The 18,121-nt window shown below is 37.9% G+C and carries 14 protein-coding genes and 1 riboswitch; of the genes, 11 read left to right on the top strand and 3 right to left on the bottom strand.

All coding sequences use genetic code 11. From position 1 onward, the window contains the following. The 6 genes from AC1DEF_RS18770 to AC1DEF_RS18745 all read left to right on the top strand — a co-directional run bounded on the left by AC1DEF_RS18770 (position 1) and on the right by AC1DEF_RS18745 (position 7,186). A complete protein-coding gene (locus AC1DEF_RS18770; protein ID WP_075421332.1) occupies positions 1-369 on the top strand; it encodes a response regulator transcription factor in 369 nt (122 codons plus the stop codon). Then, the gene (locus AC1DEF_RS18765; RefSeq protein WP_097824213.1) at positions 359-3,232 is read left to right on the top strand and encodes an ATP-binding protein; all 2,874 of its coding nucleotides are present in this window, start codon (positions 359-361) and stop codon (positions 3,230-3,232) included. Before AC1DEF_RS18770 ends, AC1DEF_RS18765 begins: the two co-directional genes overlap by 11 nt. Before the next feature lie 456 nt (positions 3,233-3,688). After that, entirely contained in the window at positions 3,689-4,063 is a 375-nt protein-coding gene (locus tag AC1DEF_RS18760; protein WP_043980127.1) for a DnaJ family domain-containing protein, read from the top strand. A gap of 36 nt (positions 4,064-4,099) precedes the next feature. Further along, entirely contained in the window at positions 4,100-4,906 is an 807-nt protein-coding gene (locus tag AC1DEF_RS18755; RefSeq protein WP_043980124.1) for an alpha/beta fold hydrolase, read from the top strand. Between the two features lie 12 nt (positions 4,907-4,918). Next, positions 4,919-5,506 (top strand): histidine phosphatase family protein, encoded by a 588-nt coding sequence (locus AC1DEF_RS18750; RefSeq protein ID WP_097824212.1) that lies wholly within the window; start codon positions 4,919-4,921, stop codon positions 5,504-5,506. A gap of 360 nt (positions 5,507-5,866) precedes the next feature. Further along, entirely contained in the window at positions 5,867-7,186 is a 1,320-nt protein-coding gene (locus tag AC1DEF_RS18745; RefSeq protein ID WP_097824210.1) for an aspartate aminotransferase family protein, read from the top strand. Between the two features lie 169 nt (positions 7,187-7,355). Next, positions 7,356-7,455, top strand: a riboswitch (SAM riboswitch). 243 nt (positions 7,456-7,698) lie between these two features. On the opposite strand, the gene AC1DEF_RS18740 is transcribed toward AC1DEF_RS18745, so the two are convergent. Continuing rightward, a complete protein-coding gene (locus tag AC1DEF_RS18740; RefSeq protein ID WP_477727524.1) occupies positions 7,699-8,328 on the bottom strand; it encodes a hypothetical protein in 630 nt (209 codons plus the stop codon). A gap of 53 nt (positions 8,329-8,381) precedes the next feature. After that, entirely contained in the window at positions 8,382-8,960 is a 579-nt protein-coding gene (locus tag AC1DEF_RS18735) for a YkoF family thiamine/hydroxymethylpyrimidine-binding protein (RefSeq protein WP_255255764.1), read from the bottom strand. Between the two features lie 513 nt (positions 8,961-9,473). On the opposite strand from AC1DEF_RS18735, the gene AC1DEF_RS18730 reads away from it, so the two are divergent. The 3 genes from AC1DEF_RS18730 to AC1DEF_RS18720 all read left to right on the top strand — a co-directional run bounded on the left by AC1DEF_RS18730 (position 9,474) and on the right by AC1DEF_RS18720 (position 13,754). Then, positions 9,474-10,817: a 5'-deoxyadenosine deaminase gene (locus tag AC1DEF_RS18730; RefSeq protein ID WP_043980115.1), complete on the top strand. Its 1,344-nt coding sequence runs from the start codon at positions 9,474-9,476 to the stop codon at positions 10,815-10,817. A 433-nt stretch (positions 10,818-11,250) separates the two neighbouring features. Beyond that, entirely contained in the window at positions 11,251-12,576 is a 1,326-nt protein-coding gene (locus AC1DEF_RS18725) for an NCS2 family permease (RefSeq protein WP_016763224.1), read from the top strand. A gap of 146 nt (positions 12,577-12,722) precedes the next feature. After that, positions 12,723-13,754 carry a LacI family DNA-binding transcriptional regulator gene (locus tag AC1DEF_RS18720; RefSeq protein ID WP_013081964.1) on the top strand — a complete coding sequence of 344 codons (1,032 nt, stop codon included), beginning with the start codon at positions 12,723-12,725 and terminating at the stop codon, positions 13,752-13,754. 24 nt (positions 13,755-13,778) lie between these two features. On the opposite strand, the gene AC1DEF_RS18715 is transcribed toward AC1DEF_RS18720, so the two are convergent. Continuing rightward, on the bottom strand, positions 13,779-14,336 hold the full coding sequence (locus AC1DEF_RS18715; RefSeq protein WP_013055659.1) for a shikimate kinase: 558 nt from the start codon (positions 14,334-14,336) through the stop codon (positions 13,779-13,781). Positions 14,337-14,880: 544 nt separating this feature from the next. On the opposite strand from AC1DEF_RS18715, the gene AC1DEF_RS18710 reads away from it, so the two are divergent. Next, complete coding sequence (locus tag AC1DEF_RS18710; RefSeq protein WP_016763225.1) at positions 14,881-16,311, top strand: aldehyde dehydrogenase family protein; 1,431 nt, start codon at positions 14,881-14,883, stop codon at positions 16,309-16,311. A 51-nt stretch (positions 16,312-16,362) separates the two neighbouring features. Then, positions 16,363-18,120 (top strand): thiamine pyrophosphate-binding protein, encoded by a 1,758-nt coding sequence (locus AC1DEF_RS18705; protein ID WP_034654011.1) that lies wholly within the window; start codon positions 16,363-16,365, stop codon positions 18,118-18,120. Position 18,121: the final 1 nt, after the last annotated feature.

Raw genomic sequence — 18,121 nt, 5'->3', positions numbered from 1 at the left:
ATGGCAAAAATTTTATTAGCAGAAGATGAAGAAGTGCTTCGTATGTTAGTGGTAGATACCCTTGAAGATGAAGGACATGATGTGACGGAAGCAGAAAATGGCGAAGAAGCTTTGGAATTTATTAAAGAACGTGATTTTGACTTAATTATTTTGGATTATATGATGCCCGTGTTCACCGGGCTTGAAGTCATTCAACAGCTGAAAGAAATGAAAGATAAGCGCCATACAAAAGTATTGATGCTTTCAGCTAAGAATCAAGCTGCTGATCAAAGCCGAGTGTTAGAAGCAGGGGCTGCGTATTTTATGTCTAAGCCGTTTAGTCCCCTCTTGCTAGCCGAACGTGTCGAGGGAATTTTAGATGAACAATAAACTAAAACGAAAAAGTATCTCAATCCAGTTCATCCTCTTAGCAAGTATCCTTTTACTTGCTTTTGCGGCGGGTTCAACTGTACTTGTTGTACGGCAAAAAGAAATTACAGCTGATTATGCCCAGTACAGGGCACAAGTACGGGAAAAGGCACAGCTGCTATCTACAATTGATAAATCAATGAACAAGGCTTTTTTGCAGGCTCGTGGGTTTATTGCATTTGATTCAGAGGATATGTATAACGAGGCTGCAAGTCAGCAAAAAATTATCGAAGAAAATCTTGATCGACTTTCAGGTCTAGCCGCAGATAGACGTGAGCGTACGTTTGTAAATGAAGCGACGGTGATGCTAAACACGTATTTTAATCAAACGCTTCCTTATTTTAAAGATATTTACGACAAAAAAGGTATTGAAGGAGTCCGCTCTAGTCCTGAGCGGAAGGCTGCTTCTAAATCAATAGAACAAATGCAAAAAGAACTTGATGACTACCAAAAGGAATTAACTAAAGACTTAAATACACAGTACGATGATACGTCGAGTGACATGCAGAAAAGTCAAACGCTCTTTATTTTATTTTTAGCGTTTACAGTGGTCATTTTATTATTGCTTACACGGGTACTGCTAAATAAGTTTGTAAAGCCGCTGAGTCAACTCGCATATACGGCAAGCGAAATTGCTGCCGGAAAAGAAATGCCTATGACATTTGATGAACATAGAAGAGATGAAATTGGTATGCTATCTCAAGCCTTTTACAAAATGGTATCGACTTTGCAAAATAATGAACAGGAGTTAACGGCTCAAAATGAGGAGCTGATTGCACAGCAAGATGAATTGCACAGTCAGCAAGATGAACTTCAGCACGCGTTAGAATTGACCAAGGAACGAGAAGGGGAGTTAGAATTGCGCAATTTATTTGTGCATGGACTAACAAATTCTCTTCACAAGCAAGAGGTTCTCACGAGTGCTGTCACAAACATGAGCCGGGTGATGAAAGCTGATCACGGGTTTATTATGCTAGCCGATGAAAAGACACATGCTTCATTTGGTCTATCTTCATCAAGTGTTCAACAGATGGTGGCAAATCTTCATAATAATTACGTTGATCATGTGCAAAAGACGAAAAAATGTATGGTAGTAAAAAGAGAGTGTATAGAACATGAGCGCCTATATCATCAGCAAACGTTTTATTTGTATGATGTTATCGTACCGGTGCTCTCTTCACAGGGAGATATGCTAGCCTATATGTTTTACAGCCGCTACGCGGATGAATACACAGAACATGAATTACAGACATTTGAAATACTGGCAAAACAAATTACGATTGCCCTTGAAAAAATTTATATTTACGAAGAGTCTGAGCATGACCGATTGCTATCTCAAGATATTTTAAATTCGATTCAAGAAGGAATGCAGCTTGTAGATACAAGAGGTACGATTCTACAAGTGAATACGAAGATTAGCGAATTGTTTCAATATGAGCATCAAAGCGGACTTCTTCAGCTCTCTTGCAATCAATGGCTAGATGCTCTTTCTCAAAAAGTCGAAAATATACAGCAGCTGAGACAATACGTTGAAGCCATTTGTAAGGGAGAGCAAGCAGAAAAGTCTTTTGTTTATTACCTGCACACGGAAGGTAAGCGAAAAGTTATAAAAGTTTATAGCGAATACGTATATCGAAACCGTCAGATGTTTGGCGTATTGTTCGTTCATCGGGATATTACGAAAGAATTTGAAGTTGATCAGATGAAGTCGGAATTTGTAAGCACTGTGAGTCACGAACTGCGCACACCTTTAGCAAGTGTATTAGGGTTCACTGAGCTTATGCTAAACAAAACATTAAAAGAAGAAAGACAGAAGAAGTACTTAACTACTATTTATCAGGAAGCACAGCGGTTAACATCTTTAATCAACGATTTTCTGGACGTCCAAAGAATGGAAGCGGGGAAACAAACCTACGATAAAAAGTATCAAGACATTCTGCCGCTTATTAAGCAGGTGATTGAGGTCCAGAAAATACAAACAAGTAAGCACGAATTTGATATGATTTCCGATCAAGAGCATTTTACAGTAATGGGAGATAAAGATAAGCTGCTGCAATTGTTTAATAATGTAATTAGTAATGCAGTGAAATATTCCCCCGATGGAGGGAACGTTACAGTTAAAGTGTATCAAAAGGAACACGCTGTTTATATTGATATTCAAGATGAAGGGATTGGTATACCAAATAAAGCGCTAGGTCAATTGTTTACCAAATTCTACAGAGTAGATAACTCCGATATGCGCAAAATTGGCGGAACAGGTCTAGGATTAGCAATTGTAAAAGAAATTGTAAAAGCTCATGGCGGAGACATTACTGTACAATCGGAATGGAAAAAAGGAACAACATTCACGGTTGTTCTCCCGCTTCTATATGAAGTTCAGTACGATGAAGAGATGATAAATACGAATGATAGCCGTAAAAGTGTAGTGATTGTAGAAGATGATAAAAGTTTAGCGACGCTTTTACAGGTAGAATTAAAAGAAAGCGGTTTTCACGTTCGGTATTTTAACAATGGAGAAGACGCATTAAACTCTATTCATCAGCAAAAGCCTGAAGTGGTTGTTCTAGATATTAAGTTAGGAGAAAATAAGTTAGACGGCTGGGATGTTTTAAGACAGCTCAAAGAAAATACAGAGACAGAAAAAATTCCTATTTTAATCTCATCTGCTTTAGACGAAAGAAGCAAAGGGTTAGAGCTTGGAGTGTGTGAGTTTCTGATTAAACCCTATCAGCCTAGTAAATTATCCAAAACGATTCTCCAGCTGCTTTTGAAAAAACAAGAGCACGAAGGAGAAATTATGATTCCATCAGATAAAGAAGAGTAGAAATTTGGTGAGGCTTCGTTATATTTACGGAGCCTCATTAAACGAAAAGAAAATTAGCAAAGTAATATAAAAAAACATTGAAAACGCTCTCAAAATGTGGTTTTATAGAAAGTAGGCATAACATGATGACCTTAGAATTACCTTTTTCCACCTCCTTACATGCGTAAGGAGGCTTTTTTGTATAAATATAGTAAGATAAGATAACAAAACCTGATGCAGAATCGTTCATTGAATTTCAGCTAATTAAGAAACTGCTCAAGAAAGTTTGATAGTGAAAGGAGTGAAGCTCTGGAAATTATTTTACAAAGAGAGGATAGTCTATCCAAGAAGTGAAGGTAGTTCAAATTTTATAATCATAGTATAATAAAAAATACGGTTATAAAAGCTGTGTTTATTATACATCTTTTATATAGAAGGTAAGATTGAATTTTATATTTGCTTAAAGGAGGTCTTTCCTTGGATATTGCGTATATAATTGCTGAAGAAAGAATTAGACAAGCAATAAAAGACGGTGACTTTGATAAGCTGCCTGGGGAAGGAAAACCATTAAAGTTAGAAGATTTATCACATATACCTGAAGAACTGCGCCAAGCGTATAGGATATTAAAAAATGCAAACATGATAACGGATGAACAAGAGCTGAAACGAGATATGGCTACAATAGAAGAATTGATTTCTATATGCACGGATGCTAATGAAGAACAAAGGCTAACAGAGATGCTTACGGAAAAGCGTTTGCGCTTTGAGCAGCTCGTTGACAAAAAAAAGATGACAAGTTCTGCAGCTTACAGGACGTATCAGAATAAAATTTACTCCAAATTTTTTTATTAATGAGTGTAATGGACCAGACGATCGGAGGGTGAGAACTTGCGGCTGTTAATTTTATTGATTAGTATCATACTATTTATTTCGCTTTGTTTTTATATTTTTGCCCCACAAATAAAACGAGGTGCCCAATCGAAAAATGTGCCGGTTTTATTTATTCATGGTTATTTAGGCAGTCAAAAAAGCTTAGGGAAAATGATTAAACGATTTGAACAAAACGGATGGGGAACTAAAGTAGCTTACTGCGTTGTTCAAAAAGATGGAGCTATTCAGTGGAAGCACATTATGAAAGCAAAAGAGGGGAAACTTCCTCTTATTCATATCGTCTTTAAAAAGCCAGATGCCAGTATTGCACAGCAGCAAAAATGGATTGAAGCTATTATGCAAGATGTACGTGATACATATAAAGCATCTTCTGTTGATTTAGTTGGACATAGTATGGGAGGAGTAACAGCAGCAGCTGTTAGTTTGTCTAACCCTCAGTATATTCAAAAGTTAGTTACGTTAGGATCGCCAATTCAAGGATTAGATTATCAGGAATTAATGGAGATGTATCCTCATGCACGCAATCATATTGAATCTATGGGTGCTCGTGATTTAGCTTTTCACTCTATAGCGTTAAACAAGCTGTACGAAAGTCGTCAAGATTTCTCAAAAGAAATCGACGTTTTTTCAGGAGCAGGAGATGTGGGAGATAAGACAGATGGAGTGGTAACAGTAGAAAGTGCGTACGGACTGCAAGAGTTCACCGAACACATTCATCTCCACACGTTTCATGAAGCACATTCAGATTTACATGAAAGCTCAGAGGTTGATAAAGCTGTCTATCAATTTTTAAAACGGGATTAAAGGGGGATTACGATGCTTTACTTAATTAGACACGGACAAACAGATTGGAATAAAAACAAACTTATTCAAGGGCATGCTGATATTCCGCTCAACGAAGCGGGAAAGCAACAAGCTAAACGCGTAGCGGAACGTTTTCGAGATATCCATATTGATGTAATCTATACAAGCGATTTGCTTCGCGCGCAGGAGACCGCTAGGGAAATTGCAGCTGCTGCTAAAGTAGAGAAAATGGAAGTTTGTGAGCAGCTGCGTGAGCGCTCTTTTGGAGAACTAGAATCAAAGAACGTAGAAGTTCTGCATGAGCTTGTGCCAAACTATGCGACAAATTGGGGAGAAGAGCCTTTATATAATATCGAAACACTCGAAGCGGCTCAAGAACGGATGGTTCAGCGGTTAACGGAAATTATGAAGAAGTCTATCGGAAAGAAAGTAGCAGTTGTTAGTCACGGGGCAGCAATTAATACATTCATTCATCATGTAACAAGCGGAGAACAAGGAACAGGGACTACTGTTTTACAAAATACATCGATTACAACTTTTGCTTATGAAAGTGGAAAATGGCGTCTTGAAACGATCAATGATGCCAAACATCTTGAATAAATATACTTAAAGAGGCTGTGGCAGTAGTATTTTAGTTGAGGGAAAATCCGAACGATTAATCGTTCGGATTTTTTTATGGTGATGGTGAACGTAGGTTTCATATATGTAAGTACTTCTAGCTGTTGATTTGGGGACAAGGCGAAGACTCCTGCGGGAAAAGCGGAAGGGATGAGACCCCGCATATTAATTTCATATATAAATATTTATACAATTGATTTTAATAAAAATGCATAGTAAAATAAGTTTTATTACTATTCTATTAAAGCGTTTAGTATAACTGAATTTCCTAATATTGTTTAATAAGTAACTATATTTCGGAATAAGATTAATTGATTTGTATAATTTCAAGGAGGATGTAGTATGTCAAAAGATTGGAGTCACTTATTTGAAAGAATGCCTGAATTGCTAGCACCGACGATGGCTAAAGACCATCCGAATTTGCCCGTTGTAAAAGAAGAAGGATGCTATTATTATGGATTGGATGGTAAAGAATATCTCGATTTTACTTCCGGAATCGCTACGACTAATGTAGGACACAGACATCCGAAAGTAGTAAAAGCAATCAAAGACGGAGCAGATCAATTATTGCACGGTCCTTCAGGTGTTATTATGTACGAATCGATACTAAAGTTAGCCGATGAGTTAGGAAAAGTAACGCCGGGCAATTTAGACTGCTTTTTCTTTGGAAATAGTGGCACCGAAGCAATTGAAGGAGCCTTGAAATTAGCGAGACATGTCACAAAGCGTCCGTATGTTATTTCTTTTTTAGGGTGTTTTCATGGCCGCTCGATGGGAGCTTTAAGTGTTACAACCTCGAAAAGCAAATATAGACAATTTCAGCAGCCTTCAGGACTGACGTATCAAATTCCATATGCGAATCCAAAAGAGTGCCCTGCGGAGCTAGACAGAGATGTGTACTTTACTGAAAAGCTTGAAAAAGATTTTGAAATACTCTTTAAGCACCAAGTCACGCCTGAAGAAGTGGCGGCCGTTATTTTGGAACCAGTATTAGGAGAAGGCGGCTATATTATTCCTCCGAAAAGTTGGATGAAGAAGTTAAGAGAGATTTGTGATCGTCACGGAATATTACTTATTTTCGATGAAGTGCAAACAGGATTTGGCCGTACCGGCGAATGGTTTGCTGGACAAACGTTTGATGTCGTGCCAGATATTATGGCTATAGCAAAAGGAATTGCTTCTGGAATTCCGCTTAGTGCAACGGTAGCTTCTCAAGAATTAATGAAGCAGTGGCCCCTTGGCACACATAGTACAACGTTTGGAGGAAATCCTATTGGATGTTCAGCAGCCCTTGCAACTCTTGAAGTGATGAAAGAAGAACAACTGCTGGATAACACGAAAAAAATGGGCGCTTATGCGTTAGAAAAGCTGCATCTTTTAAAGGACAAACATTCAATTATTGGGGATATCCGTGGTTTAGGACTTATGATTGGAATTGAAATTGTTAATCCGCATACGGGAGAAGGCGATGGAGACGCCTTATTCGAGATTTTAGACTTAGCTTTAGAAAAAGGCGTGTTATTTTATTTTTGCGGAAATGCAAGTGAAGTTATTCGCATGGTACCTCCGCTTACTGTAACAAAAGAACAGATAGATGCCGGCATTCGTATGCTAGATGAGGCTATCACTTCTTTTGAGAAAAAGTCAGCTGTAAAAGCGTGATAAAAAAATATAAAAAAATTATATATTTGTAACCTAGTTGTCATAGTAATGGTAGCGATATCATAGTTTTAGAGGGAAAACAATTTTCTGAAAAGTAGTTGACATCTGTTTGTGCAGCATGTAACATAATATTTATCTTATCAACAATTATCAACAAAATTCGACAAACTTCTTATCAAGAGAGGTGGAGGGATAGGCCCTGTGAAACCTCGGCAACGGACTTTATAGAACCGTGCCAACTCCCACAAGCAGTGCTTGAAAGATAAGAAGAGACCAGGCTTACTAACAATTGTGATCCCAACCTCTTCTTACAGGCACTTAGACACTGTAAGTGGAGGTTTTAATTTTATGACAAGAAGATGACATTTAGATAAAAAACAGCAGGCGAAATTACCTGCTGTTTTTATATGCTATAAAATGATAAATAACCTACCATAATTCCTAGTAAAAGTACTCCAATTGTAATACCAACAATCCACCACATCATTTTTTTCATTATTTATTCCTCTTTATCAATTAACTGTAGCTGTTGATCCGCCTGAAGCGCCGGAAGCTGTACCGTAAGCAGTTTGTCTTTTGATTCCGGCATTTTTAGCTGCAATTTTCCACTGCCAGTCGATTCGCCCGTAGGCTCGATTATTTTGCACCCAAGATTTTGAGCTCTTTTTTGAAATAGACACAAGGGGGTTTACATTTTTCGTGACGACGCCTCGTACACTTTTGACTGAAGTCACCGATGAGTTTTTCGTGTAATAGTCTACATACACCGTTAGTTTTGTTGTTGTAAATCCAGCCGTTTTATAAGAAGCCGTATAAGCTGCTGTTTTGAATAAAGGTGAAGCCGTTCTTGCTCCGTATGCTGCTGTACTTGCAGCTTCGACCGTGCCGCTAGTTTCTTCAATATCCATTTTTAACAGAGATGGATCCTTTAGTGATTGTACAACTTTTTGTTTTTGTTGACGCGACAGTTTTGAAAATTCATACAGTGAACTTTTATCACTTTGCGCTTTCAAGAACTGCGTGTAAGAAGCAACCGTTAAATGTGCAGGTTTTTCACTAGCCATAACAGAGTTTGGTACGACTAATAGACATAATAACGCACTTATCAGGAAAAAAGAAAAAAACGTTCTTTTTGTAGCCATATTTATATAAATCCTTTCTAGTATTCTATCTTTATAAATAGATACGAAGTAATTTATCGTTTTGAAGAAGGACTGTGTGCTGACATATTAACTGTCATCACGACACGAGCTTGCTGTACAGATTTCATAAAACATTCGTATAGAGAAGCGAATACTTTGTTCACATCTCCTTCTAAAGCTGTTGCAAAAGGCACGGTTTCGGCAAATACTCCCTGTTGTTTAACTGCGCCAATTCCGCTTTTGATGATGTCTACATAATGCGGCGTATCTAATGGATACAAAGAAAATTGAGTGGATACAGGGAACGAAGCACAAAGCTGTTGGTTTGAAGATATGTTTTCTTTTGGTTTTATTTTTCTTTCTTCAAAATATTCTTCGTGCTGCCCTGTTGAAAACGTGGCATTCAGCACAATATGCTTTCCTGATTTTCCAGCACTTTTATAAACGGCTTGCACAACTTCAAATACGTCTTTAGCACTTCCTTCAATAAACGTACTAACACGGTCCGTTTTTCGCTGAACTTTAGACATATCCACTTCGTTTAGTGCGCCTAAAATAATATCGATAAAGTTATCACTCATAACGGAAAGCGTAAAACGGCAGCCAACATTTATTTTTTCCAAGTTAATCACCCCTAAAATATAGATTTGTAGTTTTTTAATCATACAAATCATAAAATAACTTTTCTGTTTTGTATAGAAACAGAAGATAGATTCTTTATTTTTAGGAAATATTACATAGAAGAAACGAAAATAAATTGCATAACATGAAAAATAAGGGTGTTAAGAAAAGTTACATAATAAAAAAGAATAAAAAAACAATGTTAGAACTTCTGACAAAAAGCTGGTATATAGACTGAAAACACCATATTATAAATACAAGATCACATTATTCTCCTGCGATTTCGTATAACCTCTTGAAAAAGGGACTTGGGATTTTATCATAAATCCAACCTCCTAGCTGTATAATCAGCTAGGAATTTTTTTTACCCAAACTCTCTATCGCGCATGAGGTTACCTACACTTATTCAACTCAGAGCATGCACCATATATATTTAAGAACAGTGTAAGAAAGATTGCTTGAAGATGTTAGTGTTCGGCTTGAGCTAGAAATAGAGAGATGTTACGAAAGAGGGGAAAGAAGGTATGACGCACACATTAATTAAAAATGCAGAGATTATTACGATGAATGAGAAGAATGATATTATTTACGGTGACCTTTATATTGTTGGAAATCGTATTGCAGCAATCGGGAAAAACCTGCATCCGGAAAAGGTAGATAAAGTCATTGACGCAGCAAATAAAACGATTGTGCCGGGCTTTATACATACTCATATCCATTTATGTCAAACGCTTTTTAGAGGGCAAGCAGATGATTTAGAGCTGCTAGACTGGCTAAAGAAGAAAATATGGCCGCTTGAAGCTTCACATGATGAAGAATCTATCTATTATTCAGCGCTGTTAGGGATCGGCGAACTCATTCAAAGCGGGACTACAACAATTGTAGATATGGAAACTGTTCATCATACGGACTCTGCTTTTCAAGCTATATCTCAAAGTGGAATCCGAGCTCTTGCAGGAAAAGTAATGATGGATAAAAAAGGCGATGATCTGCCAAAAGCTCTGCAGGAGACAACGGCTGACTCGATCAAAGAAAGTGTAGAGCTGCTTGAAAAATGGCATAATTCAAATAACAGTCGTATTCGATACGCATTCTCCCCAAGATTTGTGCTGTCGTGTACGGAAGATTTGCTGCGTGAAGTGAGCCATTTATCAGCTGCATATAATGTCCATGTACATACTCATGCTTCTGAGAATCAAGAAGAAATTCGCATCGTAGAAGCTGAAACGGGTATGAGAAATATCATGTACTTAGATCATTTAGGATTAGCCAATGAACGCCTTATTTTAGCGCACTGTGTGTGGCTAAATGATCAAGAAAAGCAAATTATTAAGAATCAAGGAGTAAAAGTTAGTCATTGCCCAGGCTCAAACTTAAAACTTGCATCGGGAATCGCAGATGTGCCCGGTTTATTAGAGCAAGGTGTATTTTTAAGTCTTGGCGCTGACGGTGCTCCTTGTAATAATAATTTGGATATGTTCAACGAAATGAGGCTGGCCGCTACGATTCATAAACCCTCGCACGGACCAACGGCCATGAATGCAAAGCACGTGCTAGAAATGGCTACAATCGGCGGAGCGAAAGCAGTCGGGCTTGAAAAAGAAATTGGAAGTTTAGAGGTCGGGAAAAAAGCGGATCTTGCTATTTTAAATTTAAATCAGCTTCATACTTTTCCATCTTACGGCGTAGACCCTATTTCCAGAGTTGTGTATTCAGCAACGCGAGGAGATGTAGAATTAACGATGGTTGATGGAGAAATTGTGATGGAAAATCGCGTGTTAAAAACAATTGACCAAGGAATTGTATTGAAAGAAGCAAATCATTCGATTGATCGTCTTTTAAAAAGAATCCCGCTTTTGATTTCATAAGATGTAAAACAAAGAAGAGGCTGGAATGAAAGTATTTTAACAAAAGTAAAACTCGAATTATTAATCGGAGTTATTGATTAATAATTCGAGTTTTTTTGTTGTCAAGGTGAACGTAGGTTTCATCTGTTTATTTGTCTTGAGAATGGATTTATTTAGTTATGTCTTAATCTCTTTTTTGTATAAATGAGTAAAAAGAGTACTCTTGCAACAGACTAAAAAGATAAGAGAAATAAATTTTCAAAATTCCAAACTAACGGAAGATAAAAATTTTTATAATGATAGCGTTTTCTACCTTTGCATATCTACAAATTAAGACTATAATAGGACAAAAGATTTTACTTTGCAACGTAAAATCCTCCTAAATCGTGTCTTTTTTAGGACATTTGAATAGGTAGGATTTTTTATTTTTTTTAGAAGTAGGGAGGCGCGCGTGTTGGAGCGTAACGGAATATTAGAGCGCTTGTTTAAACTATCAGAGCGCAACACAACACCAAAACAAGAAATACTAGCAGGACTTACAACTTTTATGACGGTCAGTTATATGGTAATTGTCAACCCCATTATCATGTCTGACGCCGGTATCCCCCGAGAAGCGGCTCTTGCAGCTACCATTTACGCCATTGTATTTAGTACGTTACTGATGGCTCTGTGGGCAAATTTCCCGATTGTAACCGGTCCAGGGATGGGTTTAAATGCGTTTTTTACGTATTCAGTAGTATTAGGACAAGGGTTGTCATGGCAAACGGCACTTGGAGCAGTTTTTATATCCGGGGTCTTATTTTTTGTTTTAACGGTAACAGGAATACGCGGAAAGATTATTGATGCCATTCCGAACGTATTAAAGTCTTCCATAGCAGTTGGAATTGGTCTTTTTGTTGCGTTTATCGGTTTGAAAAACGCTGGATTAGTTGTGGCAAACGAGTCTACTTTTGTAGGGCTTGGAAATGTCATGGATAAGGGTCCCTTACTGGCTATTTTTGGGCTGATATTAGCAGCTGTACTGATGGCTAAAAATGTAAAAGGCGCTCTCATTATAAGTATTTTTGCTACGACAATATTAGCGATGATTGTAGGAGTACAAGCAGTTCCTCATTCCTTGAAAGACGTCTTTTCAGCTACGCCGCCAAGCGTTGGAGAAACATTTTTTCAAATGGATTTAAAGGGCGCAGTTGCCTACGGCATTTTTTCAGTTGTATTTTCTTTCACCATCGTAGAATTATTTGATACGCTAGCGACATTGATTGGACTATCTAAAAAAGCAAACTTAGTAGATAAAAACGGTAAAATTCCAGGTTTAAATCGCGCGCTTGCAGCAGATTCAATCGGTACAATGGCGAGTGCTATTTTTGGAAGCACTGCGTTAAATACGTATATTGAAAATGCAACAGGTATTGCAGAAGGAGGGCGTACCGGCTTAAAGGCATTAACGGTTGCCATCTTATTTATATTTACTTTGTTTTTTGCACCGCTTATTCAATTTATCCCAAGCGTTGCTACAGCTCCAGCACTCATTATTATTGGTTCGCTTATGCTAAGTGACATTCGAAACGTTAACTTCGACGACTTTACTGAAGTTGTTCCCGCTTTCTTAACAATTGTCATGATGCCGTTAACCTACAGCATTGCAGAAGGTTTAGCGTTCGGCTTCATTTCATACACAGCGATTAAACTGTTTACAGGACGCCATCGCGAAATTCATTGGATGATGTATGTGATCACGATTGCCTTTTTTATCAATTTTTATATGAGTTCGCATTAGGAAGAAAAGACGTAGCCCCACGCTGCGTCTTTTTTTGTTACTGATTCCTTGTCAGAGAACATCGTGAAAGGATGAAGCTTTTCTTTTATTTTAGATAATTGTAAAATAATTATAAAAGGTGCGTTATAAAGGGTTGGTGGAATAAATTGAAACAAAGTAAACGCAAACGTGTAACCTTACAACAAGTGGCAGAACACGCGGGAGTATCTCGAGCTACTGCTTCGCTTATTGTGCGAAATAGTCCAAGTGTTTCTGAAAAAACAAGGAAAAAAGTTCTAGCTTCGATGAAAGAGTTAGGATATGTATATGATCGTATTGCAGCAAATTTAAGATCTCAAACTTCATCAACAATCGGAGTTATTATTACGGATATATCTAATACGTTCTTTACAGAATTGTTAATTGGAGTACACGAGGAGCTCGAGAAAGACGGATATACGGTGTTTTTAGGTACGACGTTTGATTCGGATAATCGACAGGATCAGCTGCTTTCTACGATGCTAGAGCATCGGGTAGGAGGCATTATTTTATGTCCTGTTGCGGGTACATCGGAAGATACGATAAGAAAAATTCAGCATTTAGATGTTCCTTCAGTACTAGCAGTAAGGGAGTTGCCTGAGGTGGAGTCAGATTATGTAGGGGTAGATTATAGCTTAGGCGTTCAAAAAGCGGTTCAACACTTACTTGAACAGGGACACAAAAGAATCGCATTTTTAGGAGGAACAACTGGTTCTACAACGTGGAAAGAAAGAATGGAAGGTTACCGCTCGGCTTTAAAGAACGCAGGAATTTCTATTGATGAAGAGCTTGTTATTCCGAGCGGTCCGACAAGAAGCGGCGGTGTAGAAGCTGCACGTCAAGTGCTGGACATTTCTGAGCCTCCAACAGCAGTTTTTTGTTTTAGCGACTTAGTTGCATTTGGTGTTATGCAAGGTTTAAAAGAGAAAGGGATTGTTCCGGGAGAAGATATAGCGGTAGTGGGATTTGATAATGTTATGGAATCATCCGTATGTCATCCTACTCTAACAACCGTCTCTTCTTTTGCAAGACAAATAGGAAAAGATGCTGCACGGTGTCTTCATAACCAAATTGTTGATAAAAAAGAACATCATCATCGCATTATTTTAACGCCTCAGTTAGTTGTTCGAGAATCCTCATCAAAAAAAAGAAGCAGTTAATGAACTGCTTCTTTTTTTTGTGAATTATTTAGACGGTTCATAAATATCCCAAGCCATTTTCAAGGAATCAACAATATAATTTGCTACTTCTTCAATATCCAAATTGTCAGTTTCTACTTTGGAGTGGTGGTTGGAATAAATTGCTTGTCGTGTATAAAATAATTCTTCAATATCCTCTAGACTTCTTCCTTGTAAAACAGGGCGACTGTCAATAATGAGACTGATGCGCTCTTTCCATGAATCCCATGAAAGGTCTAAAAAGAATACAATACAATTTGATAAGCATATTTTTTGAATTTCTTCTTGAAGAAATGCGCCTCCGCCAACGGATATAATTTTTAAACGCTGCTGAGATAACTGGCTAATTACTTCTTTTTCTTTATTTCGGAAAAACTCTTCACCAAACTCTTTAAAGATTTGTGATGTAGGCATTTGAAACATTTTTTCGATTTCTTGGTCTATATCGACAAAATCTCTGTATAATTTCTTAGCGACCAGTTCGCCGATTGTTGTTTTACCTACGCCCATAAAGCCAATAAATACAATGCTTTTTTCTCTAAGAGACATCTCGCTGTAAGTCATTTTTCAAAGCCTCTTTCTGTTTTTAACAATAAAAAACTTATTATTTTGTATTTTAGTTATTAGAATTATAATACAAATTTTACTGTTTGTAAAAACAGTGAAAGGTATATTATGTCCTAAGAAGCAAGTATCAGCTCACGTTTATAAAATTCTTGTTAGTCAACAGATGGTGATACGCTGTAACCAAAACAAATAAGTAATAGTTAAGCTCGAGCATAGTCATAAATCTTTGTCATATTGACAGTGCTGCTATCTTACATGCTCCTACAGTGTATGTAAGAAAAAAAAGGAAGTGAATGTGAAACTACTTAAACGAGTATAAGCAAACTGGACTCAGGATCAATAAATATTTTTAGAAAATTCTTTAATTTCCTATTGCTAGATTAAAATTTCTGTTGTAGGATTATGATAACGTTTACAAATTGAGTTATTACTTTAAATCAATAGGATTTATAGAAAACTGCATCAAAATTTAGATCGATCTAAATATAAAATTAGATCGATCTAAAAAGGGTCAGGTCAATTGTTAAAAGGAGAGATCACAATGAGCTTTAGACGAGCAAGACCTTATGTAAATAAAGAATGGCTTGAAGGTAATCGATCAGCAGTAAGTATTAAAAGTCCGTATTCGCAGGAAGTAATTGGTGAGCAAATTATAGCAACGCCAGAAGATGTTGAACGAGCGCTATCAGCTGCCTATGAAGCTAAAAAAACAATTGCGAGTCTGTCTTCATATGAAAGGGCCAAAATTTTAAAAGAAGCAGCACGGCTTTTGGAAAAGCAAAAAGAAAAGTTTGCTTCTCTCATCTCAAATGAGTTAGGAAAACCCCTGAAGAATACGTTGGATGAAGTATCTCGATCTGTAGAAACATTAGAGCAATCTGCGGAAGAAGCAAAAAGGCTTATCGGTGAAACGATACCAGGAGATGCTTCCGAACGAGGGGGAAAAGCGATAGCTTCCACATTCCGTGTGCCTGTCGGGGTTGTTGCTGCTATTACTCCTTTTAATGCACCTTTGAATTTAGTATGCCACAAAATTGGACCAGCTTTTGCTGCTGGCAACAGTGTTATTTTAAAACCAGCTCCGCAAACAGCCTTAGTTGCTTCAGAATTTATAGCTCTATTATTAGAAGCTGGAATGCCTGAATGCGCTATTAATATGGTTTTAGGGGGAGTAGAAACAGGACAGCAAATCGTAAAAGATGACCGTGTAAATATAATTTCTTTTACCGGTGGAACAGTGGCAAGCAGAAATATATGTGAACTGGCTGGAATGAAAAAAGTGCTTCTAGAATTAGGAGGAAATGCTTCAACGATTGTTCATGAAGATGCCGACATTAAGAAAGCTGCTGAAATGTGTGGGAGAACAGGGTTTAGCAACTCCGGTCAAAGCTGTATTTCAGTTCAGCGTATTTATGTACATGACTCAGTTGTTTCTGAATTTACAGAGCTTCTGAACAATGAGGTAACGTCTTTAAAAGTTGGTGATCCTCTGCTGCCGCAGACGGATGTTGGATGTTTAGTAGATGAAAAAGCAGCAAACCGAGTTTTGGCTTGGATTGAAGAAGCAGTCGCTCTAGGTGCAAAGCTGATATGCGGTGGTAAAAAGACAGGGGCTTCTATAGAACCTACTGTTCTATTAAATCCTCCTAAACAAAGCAAAGTGGTGTGTCAAGAAGTGTTTGGGCCTGTGGTGAGCATCATTCCTTATAAAGATATTGAAGAAGCTATTCGGGAAACAAATGATTCATCATTCGGTTTGCAAGCAGGGCTGTTTACAAATCAAATGGATTTAGCTTACCGTGTTGCTGAATCTTTAGAAGTAGGAGGAGTTGTGATTAATGGGACCTCTAATTTTCGGCTCGACCATTGGCCGTACGGCGGGATAAAAGACAGCGGCGTTGGTAGAGAAGGACCTCGATTTGCGATTGAAGATATGACAGAAACAAAAATGATTGTCCTGCAGCTATCGTAGCTGAGTTTATTACCTAAAAAAATATATAGTGAATTTAAAGGGGGATATACAATGGAAAAATTAATATCACATCAATTAGTAAATTATCTTGAGGAACGAGGCATTGAGCATATTTTTGGTTTGTGTGGTCATACAAACATAGCGGTACTAACAGCCTTAGAAGAAAGCAAAATTAAATTTATCAACGTTCGACACGAACAAATTGCAGCGCATGCAGCTGATGGCTATGCACGTGTGACGAAAAAAGCAGCAGTAGTATTAAGTCACTTAGGTCCTGGCTTAACAAATGCTGCTACAGGTGTAGCCAATGCAGCGTTAGATTCAATTCCAATGGTGGTCATCGCTGGTGATGTTCCTACTCATTATTATGGAAAGCATCCGCATCAAGAGGTAAATTTACATGCTGATGCTTCCCAATATGAAATTTATCGTCCATTCGTTAAGCGTGCATGGAGAGTTGACCGGCCAGATTTATTTCCAGAAATATTAGAGAAAGCATTTTTACTAGCGGAAAGTGGAAATCCTGGCCCCGTATTAGTATCTGTACCTATGGATATCTTTTCAAAAAAGATCGATGTTGCTTTATTTGATCGATTGCATCGCCAAACGAAATCTTTGCAAAAACCTTCTATTGATGATGAAACGGCAAAGAGTATTGTACAAAAATTAATTAATGCTAAAAATCCAGTGTTATATGTAGGCGGAGGCATCCTATTAGCAGATGCAGCAAATGAATTAAAAGAGCTTGTGGACCACTTGAACATTCCGGTAGCCCACTCCTTAATGGGCAAAGGAGCACTTCCAGATGATCATGACTTGACTCTAGGGATGACTGGTTTTTGGGGCACGAAGTTTATCAATGAAAAGTGTCGGACTGCTGATTATATTTTAGCATTAGGAACACGATTTGCAGAAGCAGATTCTAGCTCCTGGGAGCCGGAATATACGTTTGATTTTTCAAAAACAAAATTGCTTCATATTGATATTGATCCTAGCGAGATAGGGCGTAATTACCCTGCCGAAATCGGTGCAGTGGCTGATTTAAAACAAGCCCTTAAAGTCTTAAATCGCGTAGCTAAACAGCTTATTCCGGAAGGAGTAAAAAATGAAGCATTAATCAAAGAGATTGCTTCTTATCGTGAAGAGTTTAAAGCTAGCAATGAAGAATATATTCACGACAATTCATTCCCAATGCAGCCGCAGCGAATTTTAAATGAAGTTCGCGAAGTTCTGCCGAAAGATGCCTATATTACTACTGATGTAGGCTGGAATAAGAATGGGGTAGGACAGCAGTTTCCAATCTATGAAGCTGGAAGTATATTAACTCCAGGAGGTTTTGCCACAATGGGATTTGGAGCGCCGGCAGCTTTAGGAGCAAAGGTAGCTCAGCCTGATAAAGTAGTTGTTTCTCTAGTAGGAGACGGGGGATTTGGCCAAAATCCAGCTGTGCTTGCTACGGCAGCCGAAGAGAATATCCCTGTGGTTTGGATCATTATGAACAACTTTGCGTTTGGTACGATCGCGGGACTGCAAAAAGCACATTTTGGAACTACTCTAGGCACGGTATTTGAAAAAGATGGAGAGGTATATTCTCCTGACTTTGCAAGTATCGCTAAAGCTTATGGAGTAGAAGGTATAAAAATTCAGTCAGCCGAAGAGTTTAAACCGGCACTTCAAAGAGCTGTTGCTTCTAATAGACCAGTTGTAATTGATGTGGCGATGTTAAACAATCCTGTACCAACGTCAGGACATTGGAACATCATGGATATTTACTCACCGGATAAGAAAGTACACCATGTATCTGTTTAAC

The sequence above is a fragment of the Priestia sp. 10L35 genome (genome assembly GCF_056395685.1).
Note: the sequence above shows the minus strand (reverse complement) of the source record. Positions and strands in the feature narration are given on the sequence as shown.